This is a genomic window from Tritonibacter mobilis F1926, assembly GCF_000376545.2.
GTDB lineage: Bacteria > Pseudomonadota > Alphaproteobacteria > Rhodobacterales > Rhodobacteraceae > Epibacterium > Epibacterium mobile.
In genome coordinates this window covers 458124-475000 of record NZ_CP015231.1, presented here as the reverse complement: position 1 = coordinate 475000, position 16877 = coordinate 458124, and the positions used below count along the sequence as shown (strand labels likewise).

The 16877-nt window shown below is 57.0% G+C and carries 10 protein-coding genes, 1 tRNA gene, 2 rRNA genes and 1 pseudogene (1 of these 14 only partly in view); 7 read left to right on the top strand and 7 right to left on the bottom strand.

What is annotated here, in order from left to right; translation table 11 throughout:
• The 5 genes from K529_RS17745 to K529_RS17725 all read left to right on the top strand — a co-directional run.
• Positions 1-2243, top strand: a 23S ribosomal RNA gene (locus K529_RS17745); it begins 600 nt to the left of the window's first position.
• Between the two features lie 216 nt (positions 2244-2459).
• A 5S ribosomal RNA gene (gene rrf, locus K529_RS17740) occupies positions 2460-2574 on the top strand.
• A gap of 49 nt (positions 2575-2623) precedes the next feature.
• A tRNA-Met gene (locus K529_RS17735) sits at positions 2624-2700 on the top strand.
• A 262-nt stretch (positions 2701-2962) separates the two neighbouring features.
• On the top strand, positions 2963-3592 hold the full coding sequence (locus tag K529_RS23925) for a thermonuclease family protein (RefSeq protein WP_227512350.1): 630 nt from the start codon (positions 2963-2965) through the stop codon (positions 3590-3592).
• A gap of 171 nt (positions 3593-3763) precedes the next feature.
• On the top strand, positions 3764-4120 hold the full coding sequence (locus tag K529_RS17725; RefSeq protein ID WP_005620417.1) for a hypothetical protein: 357 nt from the start codon (positions 3764-3766) through the stop codon (positions 4118-4120).
• Between the two features lie 332 nt (positions 4121-4452).
• Here K529_RS17725 and K529_RS17720 read toward each other — a convergent pair whose 3' ends face one another.
• From K529_RS17720 to K529_RS17705, 5 genes and pseudogenes are all read right to left on the bottom strand, one after another.
• On the bottom strand, positions 4453-5061 hold the full coding sequence (locus tag K529_RS17720) for a hypothetical protein (protein WP_005620419.1): 609 nt from the start codon (positions 5059-5061) through the stop codon (positions 4453-4455).
• Positions 5062-5297: 236 nt separating this feature from the next.
• A pseudogene (locus K529_RS17715) lies at positions 5298-5762 on the bottom strand (tyrosine-type recombinase/integrase); the annotation flags it as partial.
• Positions 5743-6066, bottom strand: coding sequence for a recombinase family protein (locus K529_RS23265; RefSeq protein WP_005620424.1), 324 nt, complete (start codon positions 6064-6066; stop codon positions 5743-5745). The pseudogene K529_RS17715 and the gene K529_RS23265, both read right to left, overlap by 20 nt.
• A gap of 15 nt (positions 6067-6081) precedes the next feature.
• Entirely contained in the window at positions 6082-6258 is a 177-nt protein-coding gene (locus K529_RS23740; RefSeq protein WP_204250673.1) for a hypothetical protein, read from the bottom strand.
• A gap of 344 nt (positions 6259-6602) precedes the next feature.
• Entirely contained in the window at positions 6603-8735 is a 2133-nt protein-coding gene (locus K529_RS17705) for an AAA family ATPase (protein ID WP_162472892.1), read from the bottom strand.
• Between the two features lie 160 nt (positions 8736-8895).
• On the opposite strand from K529_RS17705, the gene K529_RS17700 reads away from it, so the two are divergent.
• On the top strand, positions 8896-9084 hold the full coding sequence (locus K529_RS17700; protein ID WP_005621561.1) for a hypothetical protein: 189 nt from the start codon (positions 8896-8898) through the stop codon (positions 9082-9084).
• Positions 9085-9195: 111 nt separating this feature from the next.
• Here the strand turns inward: K529_RS17700 and K529_RS17695 are convergent, their stop codons facing one another.
• Positions 9196-10089, bottom strand: a complete 894-nt coding sequence (locus tag K529_RS17695; RefSeq protein ID WP_052032013.1) for a helix-turn-helix domain-containing protein — start codon at positions 10087-10089, stop codon at positions 9196-9198.
• A 748-nt stretch (positions 10090-10837) separates the two neighbouring features.
• Between K529_RS17695 and K529_RS17690 the strand changes: the two genes are divergently transcribed.
• Positions 10838-15616, top strand: a complete 4779-nt coding sequence (locus K529_RS17690) for an Ig-like domain-containing protein (RefSeq protein WP_046002885.1) — start codon at positions 10838-10840, stop codon at positions 15614-15616.
• A 341-nt stretch (positions 15617-15957) separates the two neighbouring features.
• On the opposite strand, the gene K529_RS17685 is transcribed toward K529_RS17690, so the two are convergent.
• Positions 15958-16854: a LysR family transcriptional regulator gene (locus K529_RS17685; protein ID WP_046002890.1), complete on the bottom strand. Its 897-nt coding sequence runs from the start codon at positions 16852-16854 to the stop codon at positions 15958-15960.
• Positions 16855-16877 lie beyond the last annotated feature (23 nt).

Sequence of the window (16877 nt, the reverse complement as noted above, 5' to 3'; positions counted from 1 at the left end):
TTTTGTATAATGGGTCATCGACTTGGTCTTACGAGCAAGCTTAAGCCGTTAGGTGTAGGCGCAGCGAAAGCGAGTCTTAATAGGGCGAATGAGTTCGTGGGATCAGACCCGAAACCGAGTGATCTAGGCATGACCAGGATGAAGGTGCGGTAACACGCACTGGAGGTCCGAACCCACACCTGTTGAAAAAGGTCGGGATGAGTTGTGCCTAGGGGTGAAAGGCCAATCAAACTCGGAGATAGCTGGTTCTCTGCGAAATCTATTTAGGTAGAGCGTCATCCGAATACCCCGGGGGGTAGAGCACTGGATGGGTAATGGGGCCCCACAGGCTTACTGATCCTAACCAAACTCCGAATACCCGGGAGTACTAGATGGCAGACACACTGCGGATGCTAACGTCCGTAGTGGAGAGGGAAACAACCCTGACCTCCGGCTAAGGCCCCTAATTCATGGCTAAGTGGGAAAGCAGGTGGGATGTCCAAAACAACCAGGAGGTTGGCTTAGAAGCAGCCATCCTTTAAAGATAGCGTAACAGCTCACTGGTCTAAATAAGACGTCCTGCGGCGAAGATGTAACGGGGCTCAAGCCATGAGCCGAAGCCGAGGATGCACATAGTGCATGGTAGCAGAGCGTAGTGTGACATAGAACAGCTCCTCCTTAACGCCTTCGGGCGTATTGGAGGAACAGTTCTTTCGATGAAGCGGGCGCGTGAGCGATCCCGTGGAGAGATCACTAGCGAGAATGATGACATGAGTAGCGACAAAGAGTGTGAGAGACACTCTCGCCGAAAGTCCAAGGGTTCCTGCTTAAAGCTAATCTGAGCAGGGTAAGCCGGCCCCTAAGCCGAGGCCGAAAGGCGTAGGCGATGGGAACCAGGTTAATATTCCTGGGCCAGGAGGATGTGACGGATTGCGAAGGTAGTTTGCTCTTATCGGATTGAGCAGGCTGCTGAGCAGTCCCTGGAAATAGCCCTCCATCAGACCGTACCCTAAACCGACACAGGTGGACTGGTAGAGAATACCAAGGCGCTTGAGAGAACGATGTTGAAGGAACTCGGCAAAATACCTCCGTAAGTTCGCGAGAAGGAGGCCCGGGTCCTACGCAAGTGGAATCCGGGGGCACAAACCAGGGGGTGGCGACTGTTTATTAAAAACACAGGGCTCTGCGAAGTCGCAAGACGACGTATAGGGTCTGACGCCTGCCCGGTGCCTGAAGGTTAAAAGGAGGGGTGAGAGCTCCGAATTGAAGCCCAGGTAAACGGCGGCCGTAACTATAACGGTCCTAAGGTAGCGAAATTCCTTGTCGGGTAAGTTCCGACCTGCACGAATGGCGTAACGACTTCCCCGCTGTCTCCAACATCGACTCAGCGAAATTGAATTGCCTGTCAAGATGCAGGCTTCCCGCGGTTAGACGGAAAGACCCCGTGCACCTTTACTACAGCTTCGCACTGGCATCAGGATTGTGATGTGCAGGATAGGTGGTAGGCATCGAAACCGTGACGCTAGTCGCGGTGGAGCCTTCCTTGAGATACCACCCTTCGCACTCTTGATGTCTAACCGCGGCCCATTATCTGGGTCCGGGACCCTGCGTGGCGGGTAGTTTGACTGGGGCGGTCGCCTCCTAAAGCGTAACGGAGGCGCGCGAAGGTTGGCTCAGAGCGGTCGGAAATCGCTCGTTGAGTGCAATGGCAAAAGCCAGCCTGACTGCGAGACTGACAAGTCGAGCAGAGACGAAAGTCGGCCATAGTGATCCGGTGGTCCCGAGTGGAAGGGCCATCGCTCAACGGATAAAAGGTACGCCGGGGATAACAGGCTGATACTGCCCAAGAGTCCATATCGACGGCAGTGTTTGGCACCTCGATGTCGGCTCATCTCATCCTGGGGCTGGAGCAGGTCCCAAGGGTACGGCTGTTCGCCGTTTAAAGAGGTACGTGAGCTGGGTTTAGAACGTCGTGAGACAGTTCGGTCCCTATCTGCCGTGGGTGTAGGATACTTGAGAGGAGTTGCCCCTAGTACGAGAGGACCGGGGTGAACGAACCACTGGTGGACCAGTTATCGTGCCAACGGTAGTGCTGGGTAGCTATGTTCGGAAAGGATAACCGCTGAAGGCATCTAAGCGGGAAGCCCCCCTCAAAACAAGGTATCCCTGAGGGCCGTGGAAGACCACCACGTCAATAGGCCGGAGATGTAAGCGCAGCAATGCGTTCAGTTGACCGGTACTAATCGCCCGATTGGCTTGATCTGATCCAGTAAAAGACAGCCAAACACCAAAAAGCAAAACTGACTTGGACAACTCGTTGACCTCCTGAAAACAGGACGATCAACACGTTGATAAATCTAGACCCTGGGTGGCTCGTACAAACGTACAAGCCTTCCGGCGGCTTACGAGACTTGCTTCAAAAGTCTCTCACAGCCGACCGAATAAAAACCCAGGATCGAAGATCATGGGTTCTTATTCGGTTTGGTGGCCAAAGCACAAGCGAAACACCCGGTCCCTTCCCGAACCCGGAAGTTAAGCGCTGTTGCGCCGATGGTACTGCATCTTAAGGTGTGGGAGAGTAGGGCACCGCCAAACCTAATAAGAACCCAAATTCTCTCTAAATCGATAAATCAAAAACAAACACCGCGGGATGGAGCAGCCAGGTAGCTCGTCAGGCTCATAACCTGAAGGTCGTAGGTTCAAATCCTACTCCCGCAACCAAATAGAAACAATAATTCCAGTATGATAGCGCCCCATGGGGCGCTTTTTGCGTTTCCGCCTCGAGATCCGTGGAAGCACTGTGGAAGCAAACGGAGCGGATTGAAGGTGTAGCCAAAAGGCAACGGCTCACTAATCGGTCAAACGAGGGCAGTTCCAGTTAGGTCTCGAGGACAGGTCGGTTGTTTCGGGTCAACGGAATATTGCGTGTGGTCCGCTGCAAATTTATTTGCCATACACAGTTGCGCTCCGTAATCATCTTCAGATGTTTAGATCTTTTTTAAGAGCGCTATTTAGGCCAAACTATCGCCCTCAATCCAATCGGTTCCCGGGTCCGGTTGAAAATACCTCAACCTATAGGAGAGGTCGCAGTATCTCTTCTTCTGCGCGCCCACGACCGTCGCAGGTTGACGAGATATCAAGGGCTGAAACCTTCGACGCGACGACTGCACACGCGGTCGATCTCCCGCGCATACTCACAGGCACAGCTTACGTCACGGATGGCGACACGATTAGAGTCCAAAACACGCAGGTTCGCCTGTACGGGATAGACGCGCCTGAACTCCATCACCCTTACGGTAAGAAAGCTAAATGGGCGATGGTGCGCTTGTGTAAAGGACATTGCATACGCGCAGAAATCACCGACGAAGATGAACATGGGCGGACGGTGGCAAAGTGTTTCCTTCCCGATGGCCGTGACTTGTCTGAGGAACTCGTAAAGCAAGGGTTGGCTATCGATTGGCCGAAGTACTCAGGAGGTAAATACAAGCATCTTGAGGTGGCTGGTATACGCAAGAAGCTCTGGCTTGCCGATGCACGCCAGAAAGGCCACATGCATGTTTGGGAGAAATTTGACGCCCAAAAGAAGGCCAAGGAGCAGTGTGATGAAAAATAACCCTTCGTCATCAGGAACACATACCTTTGTCGCACTATGCAAGCCCGAAGGAGACGTTGGCTAAGAGTGCTCAACACTGCAAGACTATTCACTCACCAACTCTGTATGCAGGTGTTGAGGTTTTATGAGCGGTCTCTATCGCGATTTGGGCGCAGAAGAAGGTGTTTTGTCATGACTGGAAGCAGCATCGTTTCAATTGTTTCTCTCTTTTCAGCTGTTTGGTTCGCAACTCCTGTGTTTTCGGACCAAACCTGTTTCAAGCAGGCTTTCATCAAAAACTGGGCTAAGAAGTTTTCCTACAGTGAGGCTTTGGCAAAGGAAGTAGTCTATTCGACGGAAATGCCAAACGCCCTAGATGCAATTTACCACCGCTACATTGATCGCGCTTTGGCTTCTGGGGATGCTCGGAATACCTTTGAAATATTCGAAGTAGAATGGAATATCGAGGGTTATGATTCACAGTTCCCAGACTATGAACTTGTACCGCCCTCCCTTCGCTCTTGTGTTAAGTGGATGTGGAACGAGTAGTCTGGGCGCAGCGGTTTTACTTCGGTGAGCCTAAACCCTATCCGGTGTTAGCAGCCCAAACGCGACATTCATGAAAGGCGCACCGAAGAACAGTTGCGAGAGCGAATAGCTTTCCCGAGAGCGGACCTTCAGATCCGCTAGGTCGACCCGCACTATGCTGCCTCCTGCTTCGAGGTTAGCGATGAGCAGATAGCTACATTCGCAAACTCAGCCCTGTGCCGGGAGCCGTCGAGATTTCATGTTGCGATTTCGAGTGCGCGAGTTCACGTTCGCGGCACGCGCACCGTTCAAGCAATGTTGATCAATAGCAGCGTGGACGCAGCTTCCTTTTGTTACTCGCCTTGACTGTTCAGGCGTGCCAATCCTTCGAGTGTTTCAGCCGGGGTAAAGATTTGCCTCATTCCAAGGCGTGAAAGCGCCTCAGCGTTATCTTGAAAGTCGCGAGTATTATTTGTCACAAAAACATCTCGATCATCGTGGATATGTGAGTATGCCGAGATCACATCGCACCAAGCGTTTCTCCATTTTGACAGTTCTTCAGACTGTATTGCTTCGTCAGTCAAAGAAACTCCTGCAGGCAGATAGTCGGATGGACTTCTTGTCACCTTTGGGGCGATTACACACCAGAGTGCGTCCATATCCCGCTTGAATTTGCCGTCATCATCAACAATATAACTGAAATCCCAATAGCTTAAGCCGAGTATACTAGGCATGGAAACTAAGGGTAAGTCATCCCAACCCAGCGCGGAGACCCTATCCTTGAATAAATTGGCGTTGCCGGGAAACTTCTTCGACCTCGAGTTTTCAGACGCCGAAGCAGCTAAAAGCGCAACCTCAAAATTTCCCTGCCGGTGGTGACTGACCAAATCGCTCACGTGACTAGCTTGAGCTCGCCCTTCCTCAACTTCTATAACACAATTCCAATCTAACGTTAATTTCATCGACTTCTTCCCTTATTCGGTCGCTCTGAATACGCCACCCAAAAAATACAATCCCGCATTGCATACCCATCACTTAGGTTCGGACCGCACTTGCGGAGGTGCGGTAAAAGCGTTGCTGCGGTACCGTACATAGTCTTCACCTTCCGATGAAGACAGCCAACCCAGAACCGTCAGTCGCCAAATAATTGGCCGCACCGAAACCGCAAAACATGAAGACGTTGGGTAAACGCATCATGGTTGCGCGGCAGGCGCGCCAACACATCCCGCGCTGGTTGGGGCAGGGGAATACGCCGCGCCCCGGTCTTGCTGTCCGGTAGCTCCATTCCGTTTGCGGTGATGTAGTCCCATTTCAAAGTTTGGATCTCACCCAACCGGCAGCCGGTCAGGATCAACAGCCGGAATGCGGCTACCATATGCGGCGTTTCGCTGCCTTCGCGTTCCACCTCGGTCAGAACCTGCCCCAACCGTTGCAATTCCTGCTGGCTTAAGAAGCGCTCCCGCTTCACCTCGCGATACTTCGGGACATGGCGGCAGGGATTGGAGCCATCCGGGCGCAGGCCCCAGATCTCGGCCAGATTGAACATCTTCGACAGAACGCCCAGCGTCCGATTGGCCTGATAGGGCTTGTCGCGGAATTTGTGGTGTAACTCGGCAATGTCGCGGCGTTCGACGTCTACGACCTTAAAGCTCCCCAGTGCGGGTATCGGTGAATGACATCTGTTGGTAGATTTGCGCCACATCCGCTTGGTTGCGGCTCAATCTGTCGAGCCCCTCGGCGAGAACGACGTTGAAGGAACCTGACTGGTTGTCACGAAGCAGGGACTGGATGCCCCGTCGCATGAGGCTGGCACCGGACACCGCATGATCGGAGTAGGTGGCGACCACTTCGGCCCCAAGCGACTTGGCGAGGTCCTGGCAGCTGCGGATTTGATCTTCGACAGAGGCGTCACTTTGCAGGTCCGTGGAATAGCGGGCGTAGATGGCGGCGCGCAGGAGGTGGGGCATGAGCTGATCCGTTCTCTATTGAATGTCCATGTTATGGTCGCGCTCTGCTTCCGCCCGCGCGAGCGCACGCAAGAAGGAATAGAGCTTTGATTTGTCCGGATCGCGTCCGGTTGTCGGCGCGTTCCGCTTGTCGCGATGGCGCCGATCATGTGGGGTCGGGCTTTGGGCATGCCTGTATCGGTCTCGTGCCATGGGCCGAGGTCTCCTGTTCTATGACGGCGTTGAGTGCCGTGAGGTTGATGAAAACAGGATACTCGGCGGAGAGGTGTTCACTCTAGGGGGCGATAAGCCTCGACGACGTCGTCAGGTCGCATTTATGTGGAAAACCTCCCCCTGGCGGGTCACAGGCGGTCGCGCCGGGGGCTAGGATCTAACGCTCTGATCCGTCAATGTTTTACCTAGAGAGAGTTCTCCATGTTTTTGAGAGCGATCGATTGGGGGCCAACGATTTGCCAAAAGCTATTGAGCAAATCGCGTGCAATCTGGCCGTCATTGCGGCGGGTTTGCCAAATGTAAAATGGCAAACCCGCCTGGTATCAGCTTGGTTTGAAACCAGCGTGCGGGCTGTCAATCGGCGGGCGGGCTGAGGGGATCAGATCTTCCAACCATGGTCGAAGATCCTCAGCATCCATCTCCCGCACCTCGAGCAGCTGGGCCGCAAGGCGTTCCAGTCGCTCGCGATGCGGCTCAAGCAGGCGCAGGGCCCGGCGCTCCATTTTGTCGAGTTTGACCCGCAATCGGTCCCGTTCGTGCTGCGTCAGTCGAGACATCTCAGCTTTGCCGAGCCAGCTGTTGCCATGGATGCCAAGGCCTGCCTGGCGATCGCAGCTCAGAAGCAGCTGCGTCGCCAGCTGCAGGTCGCTGCCGTCTTCGCCACCGGCGCCCGCGCTGATGGTGCCGAGGGTCAGCCGTTCTGCCGCCCTCCCAGCCAGTAGAATTGTCATCTCATCCTCAAACTCGCTGAGTAGTCCTTCATGTACGACATTGGACCTGTGAGTCTGCCCGGTGCCTTTCGCCAGCACCATTTGAGTCACGGGCACGGCCCGGAGGAGGGCGGCTGCAATCGCATGGCCACTCTCATGCAGCGCGATGCGGCGTTGGCGTGCGTTCGTCTGCGGGGTCGCGGCAGGCAGATGTGCCAGCACCCAAGCGGCATCAAAACTGCCACCTGCCCGGCGCGCGGTCGACTTGGCTGATCGCAGCTGCGCATCGATTTCTGCGGGCGTCTGCCCCGCGAATTCGAGCGCCAGCTCCTCCAGCTTTGTGTCCCCTGGGAGCACGCGGGAGATCATGTGCCGAACCTGCGCGAGCGGTGGACGTCCGAGTTCAGCGTGGTGGTCAAACCGTCCGGGTCGCAAAATTGCGGGATCGGGATTCCCGGGGTGGTTGCAGGCGCCGATGAGCAGCACGCCTTCTTCGCGCATCAGCGCATCTACTTCTGCGAGGAACTGATTGATGACTTGGTGCCGGTAATTGCTGTTGTTCTTATCAGCTGAATCGCGCGCCCCAGCGGAGTCGATCTCATCGATGAACAATACCGCTGGCTTCTTCTCGATGGCTTCAGCGAAGGACTTGCGCATCGCGCCCAGCATGTCGCCCAAGTGTCCTTGGGCTTGCCACCGGCCGAACGAGCTTTCGATTAATGGCACCTCTGCCGATGCAGAGACCGCCCGGGCCAGGAAAGATTTGCCAACTCCCGGCTCGCCGCTGATCAAGAGCGAATGTGGAATTGCGGACCAAGGCGTCTGGCCAGCGCGCCAGGTCGTCAGATCGTCGACCAGGCCCTGTGCCGCGTGATGGGCGGGTGAGTTGCCGTTGATGTCGTCCAGGGTCATACGGTTGGGATCAACTGGTGTGTGCAGCAGATCCGACATCTGTTTTGCAGCCCCTGCCGCTGTCGGTGCGCGAAGGCTAGCAAGTAGGATCGGTGTGTCCAGCGATTTGAGGTCTGCATCGTGCGGAAGAAGCGGACGCACCACATCGCTGTCGATCTTACGGGTCGCACTGTGAGTCTCGGACAGAAGCATCAACATCATGTCCCCATCAAGGGCGACGAGCCGCTGAGCTTTGGGAAGAACATGGCGCAGGTTGGGATCGAGTTGCAGCCCTTCAGGCAGCAGAATGAGCAGGGGATGAGGTTGCGCCAGACTCGATAGAACTTTGCGTTTAAACTCGCGTTGGCAGTTGGGGCTGAGCGTGCCTGAATTGCCGACTGGCGGAGAGATGATTTGCAGGGCAGGCGAGGTCACGTTTTTTGCCGCATAGGTTTGCGCCGCCCAGCCCTCAGGCAGGAACAAGCGCCCGATCTGCGTGGCAGCAGTCTCCATCTGGTTCATTTTGAAGCCTTCGATCACGTTGACAGCACCTGGCACCAGTGCTCGCTCGCAGAATCCTTTATGCGTGCCGAAGCTGGCGGCGAGTTGCAGGCACACCAAGATCGTGTCGGCTGGGATACTGTGCTGTGGCCTGTCGTTGCCATCCTCATCCATCGCGAAGCCATCAATCCCGGCCTCACGCAGTTCGGCGAGCTCCTGGCTGTCGCGTGTTTGCGCCTCTTCAAGTTCGCTTAGGGATTGCAGGAGGTTCCGGGCGGGCGGATCCTCGACAGGGACGATTTGCTTTGCTTCATCGAAGAGATCGTTGGTGACGACAGTTTGAGCGTGGCGCAAACGGCGCAGGATATCGCGGGCATAGGGGGCCCAGCTCTGAATATTGGACATGAGCGTTCTCCATAGGTTCGGGATCGGCCAAGGCCGATTTGAAATGATCAGATGAGGGGGCGGAGGTCAGGCGTCTGGCAGCAGGGGCAGGGCGTCGAGCATATCGAGGATGGCCGCCTTTAACGCTTACCGCGTCAGTTCGGAGCCACAATGGAACCTCAAATACGTGCAGCCAATCGGCACCGAGCAGGAGTCTATCGAGATCGAGCACCAGCTCGGTGCGCAGTTTGAGAAGCACCGGACCGAGCAGAACGGCGAGATCTTCTCCGATCTCGACGCCGCGGCCCCCGGGATGTAGGCGCGCATGCATTGCGACTGATCCCATCACCAGAGCTAGGAAAGCGGCACGTTAACCTTTCTGAAGCCTGAGTTGTGTGTCTCTCTGGTCGCTGGCGGATACCATCGGATGTTAAAAATCTGACCTTATTCGGTTAACCCTACGCGCTTGCGTGTCGAGCCATTTGCGAGGGGGCATGCCCATCTGCCTGCGGAATGCGTAGGTGAAACTGCTGACACTTGCATAGCCAAGTTGGCTCGCTACTCGTTTTATTGGGGCACCGCCAAGTATCGCGTCGCATGCGGCGTGCAGTCGGACCTGTTCGGCGCTCTGCGCCAGGGTACAGCCGAACACTTCGCGGTAGGCCAACGCCAAGCGGTTGGCCGCCAGACCCAATCGCGACGCCAACTCTCCCAATCCGGGCGGTGCCATTGGCTCGGCCTCCAGCATTGCGTGGGCTTCTCGTGCAGCCTGAACCTCATGCGGCGCAATTCCGGGAGAGCTGTCGGTGGACAGGGTCTCCAGCTGATAACAGAGGATTTGCAGGGCGGCGGCCTCGATCAACTGAGTGCGAAGTGGCAGACGGCTGTGCAGCGCCTGCTTAAGCGAAATCCTGAGGTGGCTGGGGAGCGGGGCCTGTGTGACAAGGGACGGTCCCCCCATCCCGTCCAAAATCCTCTGAACTGCCTTGGGGACCTTGCCCGCAAACCATCGCTCGACCATTTCCAGTGGTGCATTTACCCCGAAGATGTCGGCCTCGCTCCGCTGCAATCGAAACAGCGCGCCGGAGTCGCGGGGACGGACCAGCCCCACTGTTTCGCTTTCGTAGTGCGTTCCGCAGGTCAACTCTGCGGCAAAGCTGCCTCCCAAAGGCACCTGCGTAAAAACAAAATCTGCAGGCCGGTTGCTGACGACTTCTACCGTGTCCGGGCCGTTGGAGCGAAACCGCGTCTTGGTCCAGGCGATGCCGGTGTCCGGGGCGGCCTTTGCCCGCTGGACCTCGATATCCACCGCTGCGGTCTTCACCGCTACGGTCTCCACCCCCGACAAGCAGAGCTCAACCGGTTGAGAGGCGTCAGAAGAAGATGAATCAAGAGACATCAGAGATAAAGGCTATCAGAAACAACGGGCAAGCATAGGCTAGGTGAACGACGCCTCGCGTGCAAGTGGCGGAGCACCTTTCAGTATCGCAGGCTGAGATTCGACAAAAAGAGCCGCTATCTCGACAAACACGTTCCCTACACGACCCGTGCGAATTGGATATGATTTGCCTGATGCCGCGCATGTCTAAGTCGGGCGGCCCTTAAGACAGATAGTAACCGGTTTCTTCCTGATCGCGCTCTCACCGGCAGCGGCATGTTTTGGCATGCTTGCGCAGCGGCGGCGCAGGGCAAAGTGGCCGGGCGGGAGGTTGGGAATGGTGACACTGATGAAAATTGCAGCGGCGGTGTGGGGCAGGCTTGAGAGTCTCTCCTGCAGATCTGTGACCAAGGTTGCCGTTTGTAGCGCATTGGTCGTCGTCTCATTGTTTTGCGCCACTCAGCCAGCACAGGCGCTGGACGCCAACGACGCGTCACAGGGAGTCTCAATGCCGGGAGGACAGTGCGCGGCAAGGGTGCGGCAGGTTCCCAGAGGTGCCAGCGTCTTCATCTTCCCCCCTGTTTCCGGTTTTAGGGCCGCAGGAGGGAGTTATTTTCGCTACTCCGACGGCGCTTCTACGCCTCATTCGCCGATCACGGTCGCGTGGTTGGAGGCGAACTGCGGTTTCACGAATGTGACGGGGTTTGTCCAAGACGGCGCGGATGGCACTGTCGCGTCTGATGATCAAATGTTCGTCCGGTTCACAGCAGATGTGCCTGGCATAGGTCGGTATGATTTTGACTACGGGCTGTACGGGGTGACCGGCACTGTGGTGAAGCGAGATGTCGTGCTCACTGATCCTGTTCCGACCGTTACCCTTTCGGGTCTGAGCAGCACCTTTATTAACCCCCAGACCGTCACCGCAACCTTTAGCGAGACAGTCAGCGGTTTTGATGCATCGGACATCCAGGTGACAAACGCCACCATTTCCAGCTTCGCCGGGGCGGGGGCCACCTATACGTTCACAGTCTCACCCGATGGGCCGGGCGCGGTAACGGTCATTGTACCTGCAGGCGTGGCGACCGACAGTCTATCGTTCCCAAACCTTGCCTCAAATACACTTTCCGGCACGGCTGAAGGGATCAGCAGCATTACAGCGGATTTCACCGCAAACCCGGGATTCGGAGTTTCGGTGCCGCATACAGTCTTCTTCACTGACCAATCCTCATCCACGCCACCGGCGTTGATGAGGTGGAGCTGGGACTTTGGCGACGGAGATACCAGCACGGCACAGAACCCTATTCACACATACACGAGCTATGGCACCTATACCGCAACGCTGGAAACCTGCGTCTACACGACCTGCGACACCCAGAGCATGACCATCGAAGTAGTGGATGTGCCTGCCACCATGACCCCGTCTCTGTCCGGATTTAGTGGCAACGTAGTCGGCGCGCAGATCGTGACAGTGGAATTCAATGCGGGCGTGGATACATCAGATGCGCTGCAATTGTCGGATTTTGACGCAACCAACCTGACGCTCTCAAACCTGTCTGCAGGGTCGCCGACGCCCGCATATGGCCAGACGCAGACCTACACTTTGACCGCGACGCCGGATGGGGACGGGGCCATATCGCTGACCCTGCCAGCAGGTGCGGTGTCCAATTACCGCAGCGTAGCTAACACGGCCTCCAACACGCTCTCTGGTTTTGTGGACACCACTGCGCCCACCATCACGCTGGTGGATGCGGGCGCCAGCACCGCCCCCTATGTCGGCTATAGTGCAGTCCTCGAATACTCACCCGGGACGATATTTGTGCTCGGATACTCGGCATCGGTTCCGGGGACGGTCACCCTTACGGGTACGAGTATCCTTCCCGGCAACCAGATGCGATATACGATTGTACCGCAACGTGATGGACCGGTTTATGTGACCTTCCCCGCAGGGATGTTCCGGGACGTTGCCGGTAACTTCAGCGCCGAGACTCGGCTCGATTTGGGGTATGCGGATGTGGACGAGCCACGACCGGAGATTACCGGTGTGCCCGCATCGGTGGGTGGTGAGTTTGAGGCAACCATTACGTTTTCCAAAACCGTCAAAGGCTTCACCGGATCGGACATTCAGATCAGTGGCGGTACGCTCTCGTCCTTCTCGGGGAGCGGTGCGAATTATACCGCCCGGATCACACCGGACGGCAGCGCTTCAATCACGGTTTCCGTCCCGGCAGATGCGGCACAACATGTGGCGGTCGCAGGGGTGCCCGGTGTTTTCTCGGTCGCTGCGGCCCCGGTGAGCACGGTCTATAACACTACCCCGGTGGCCAATGCGGGGCCAGATCAGGTGGTACAAAGCGGCGCGCAAATCACGCTGGATGGCAGCGCCAGCTCCGACCCGAATGGAGATACGCTCGCCTATCACTGGAGCGCCCCCACAGGCATCACTCTGAGTGATGCGACGGCAGTACAGCCCAATTTTACCGCGCCTTCTCCCGCACCAGGTGATCCCGATCAGCTGCTGTCGTTTACGTTGACGGTTGATGATGGCACTGACACGCACCAGGACACCGTCGACGTCACGGTGATGGCTCAGGTCGCCGCGACACTCGCGGGGTTGCCGTCCGATATCACCGGCCCCGAGACGATTACTGTCGACTTCAGCAGTGATGTCACCGGCTTTGATGAGACCGATCTGCAGCTGCAGAACCTTTCGATCAGTAACTTTGCATCAACTTCGCCAAGCTCATATCAATTTGATGTCGCTCCGCTTGCGCGTGGATCGGTCTCGATCACCCTCCCAGCCGGGATCGCACTGGATGGCAGAGGCAACGCCAATGTGGCGGCCTCCCTCTCCGCAACAGGCTTTACCAATACCGCGCCCTTGGCAGATGCCGGAGCGGATCAAGCGGTTGGTGGCGGTGTGCTCATCACTCTAGATGGGTCTGGTTCATCCGATGCAGATGGCGACAGCCTGACCTATCTCTGGACACCCCCTGCAGGCATAGTCCTTAGTGATGTGACGGCGGAACAGCCAAGTTTTACGACACCCACCCCAGCGCCGGGTGACCCTGATCAGGTGCTGTCTTTTACGTTGACGGTCGATGATGGCACCGAGACACACCAAGACACCGTCGACGTCACGGTGATGGCTGAGATTTCCGCCACGCTCGCGGGATTGCCGTCCAATATCACCGGCTCCGAGACGATTACTGTCGACTTCAGCGGTGATGTTACGGGCTTTGATGAGACCGATCTACAGCTGCAGAACCTTTCGGTCAGTAACTTCGCATCAACTTCGCCAAGCTCATATAAATTTGATGTCGCTCCGCTGGCACGCGGCTCGGTCTCGATCACTCTCCCAGCCGGGGTGGCACAGGACAGCAGAGGCAACGCCAATGTGGCGGCCTCCCTCTCCGCAACAGGCTTTACCAATACCGCGCCCTTGGCAGATGCCGGAGCGGATCAAGCGGTTGGTGGCGGTGTGCTCATCACTCTGGATGGGTCTGGTTCATCCGATGCAGATGGCGACAGCCTGACCTATCTCTGGACACCCCCTGCAGGCATAGTCCTTAGTGATGTGACGGCGGAACAGCCAAGTTTTACGACACCCACCCCAGCGCCGGGTGACCCTGATCAGGTGCTGTCTTTTACGTTGACGGTCGATGATGGCACCGAGACACACCAAGACACCGTCGACGTCACGGTGATGGCTGAGATTTCCGCCACGCTCGCGGGATTGCCGTCCAATATCACCGGCTCCGAGACGATTACTGTCGACTTCAGCGGTGATGTTACGGGCTTTGATGAGACCGATTTGCAGCTGCAGAACCTTGCGCTCAGCGCTTTTGTGAAACACTCACCCAGTTCCTACCAGTTTGATGTTGCCCCGCTGGCACGCGGCTCGGTCTCGATCACTCTCCCAGCCGGGGTGGCACAGGACAGCAGAGGCAACACCAATGTCGCAGCCTCCCTCACCGCGACCGGCTTTATCAATACCGCGCCCTTGGCGGTTGCCGGATCGGATCAAGCGGTTGGTGGCGGTGTGCTCATCACTCTGGATGGATCTGGCTCATCGGACCCAGATGGCGACGGCCTGACCTATCTTTGGACAGCGCCCGCAGGCATCACCCTGAGTGATGCGACGTCGGTACAGCCCAGTTTTACGGCACCCACTCTTTCTCTCGGTGACCCGGATCTGGTGCTGGATTTTACTCTCACCGTGGATGATGGCACCGAAACCCACAGCGATCAGATCAGGATCACCCTTCGTACTGATGTAAGCGTGACACTTACCGGGCTGACCGATAGCTTTAGTGGTCCCGGTCAGCACCAGATCGATATTCAGTTTTCGCGGGCGGTGAGCGGGTTGACCGTGAGCGATCTGGTGGTCTCCGGCGGCGAAGTTCAGTCGCTCAGCGGAAGTGGTGCTCGTTATCAGGCACTATTGCTGGCCAGCGGTCGGGGTGATCTCTCGGTTTCTCTTCCTGCGGGCGTAACCCATGACAACAATGGTATTCCCAATGCAGCGTCGAACCAAATGACTGCATTGAACCGGATTATCGAACAGACCAGTCAGTTGATTGCCGGCTTCATGCAGAGCCGTGCCAACAATCTGATCAGCAACCAGCCGCGCGTCGCAGATTTTCTGCTGGGGCGCAACTCCGAAAACCAGTTGAACGCTTCTGTCACCCGGGGTCAGGTCAATATGGATATGGCGGTCTCCCCACGAGGCGGAGCGTGGGCCAGTTTGCGCGCTGCCTTTAGTGAGAGCGACGGCCAAGACAGCGGCTATGCGCTGGCAGCGGTTGGTCGACACATTGAGGTGCAGCCAAATTTGCTGTTGGGCGCAATGCTGCAAATGGACTATGCGGAATCCACCGAAGGACCAGCCGAGGTAGAGGGCTATGGCTGGCTGATCGGTCCTTATGCGGTTTATCGCCTGCCCGATCAGCCGGTGATATTCAGCGCGCAAATTCTCTATGGGCAATCGCAAAACGAAATCGCACCATTGGGAACCTATCGCGATCAGTTCAAAACCGAACGCTGGCTGGCGCAACTCGGTGTCACTGGAGAGGTCATCAGTGGCGATTGGACCGTATTTCCCTTCCTGACGGCCACTCATACTCGCGATGATCAGCGCGCTTATATTGACCACCTTGGCAACATGATCCCGGTTCAAGGAATTCGGTTGACCAACGTGGAGTTAGGCGCAGATTTCGAACTGCAACTGACTCATCAGGCCGGTGAGCGAGTTCTGACGGGAGGGGTTTCGGGCATCTGGTCAGAAACCTCAGGCTCCGGTGCTGCCGCCCTGCGCGAACCCACCTATGAAGGTGGCCGAATGCGGCTGGAACTAGGCTACGGTGGGGTATTAACGAACGGTGGCCGGTTTCAATTCAGCGCATACGGCGACGGGTTCGGGGCGAACGATTACTCAAGCTACGGTATCGAGGCGAGCTATTCTTTTGCATTCTGATGAAGGCGCAGAGTGAATGCCGGACACTTGGGAGGGCAAGTCGCCGAACATGCCGCTTTCGCTTAAGCATGGAAAGAGAAATTCTTATCTGTGTAGTCCGCTGTTCGCGACGATCGTCCTCATCTCGTCCTGGTAGGGCTTGCTTGGTGCTTGGCTCCGCATAGCCAATAGAGGGCGTTCGCGCCTGCAGAAAACTTACACTGTCCGTCCCACTTTCGGTTCATGCTCAGCCATACATCTACAGAACCAATGTTGTGTTTGGGCTTGTCGTGGCATGCTGGAGCCAGAACAATAGACGCAATTCAGGATGCCGCGGATTAGCGCCGGGGATCACCTAGTGCTCAGGGCGGCAGGCTGAAACAGGCTTCGGCAAAGGCGGTAAAAGCCTGGGTGATTGGCCGCTTGAGCGCCGCGCTGCGATGGGCAAGGGCGACCTGATGCTGCGGCGGGCGACCGTTGAGCGGCACCCGGATCACCGGACTGCCATCATAGCACGGGCCGTCTGGCAGGTCGGTTGCCAGCAGGCCAACGCCAAATCCGTTGGCCACCATTGACCGCAACATTTCGATCGAGCCGGTTTCGTGGGCCACCCGCACCGAAACACTTGCATTCTGCAACAGAGACAGGAAATAGCCGCGGCTGTGGGGCAGGTTCATCAGGATGACCGGCTCCTGCGCAAGGTCTTCGGGGCGAACGCAGGGCTGCTGTGCCAACTTGTGCCCCCTCGGCAGAAGGGCGTAGGGCTCCGCGGCCATCAGCGGTGTGATGACAAAATCGGACGGAATTCCGAAATCGTACAGCAGCGCCAGGTCGATCCGGCCTTCGCTGAGCCAGTCGAATAGCGTTTGCAGGTCGCCTTCAAGGATGCGGACTTCGGCGTCGGGCCGGGCGTCCAAAAAGCGGCGCACCAGCTGCGGCGCATAGCGCGGGCCGAGCGTTGAAAACACCCCCAGAGTCAGGAACTCCGGCGTGCCCTCGCCGCCGCTCAGCACCCAGCGGGCCTGTTTCTCCAGTTCGCGCAGCTGTGCAAGCTTGTGCTGACCGAACGGGGTCATCTCCATCCCGCGCCCGGGGATGCGGATAAAGAGCTTCTGTCCGAACACTTCCTCGCAGCGGGCGATAGCCAGCGAAACCGAGGGCTGGGACGTGTTCAGCGCGCGGCTCGCCGCGGCAGTGCTGCCAGTGTCCGCGACCGCCAGCAGGATTTCAACCTGGCGGAAGTTCAATGGTATATTCATATTGGTATAGCCTTCATACACAT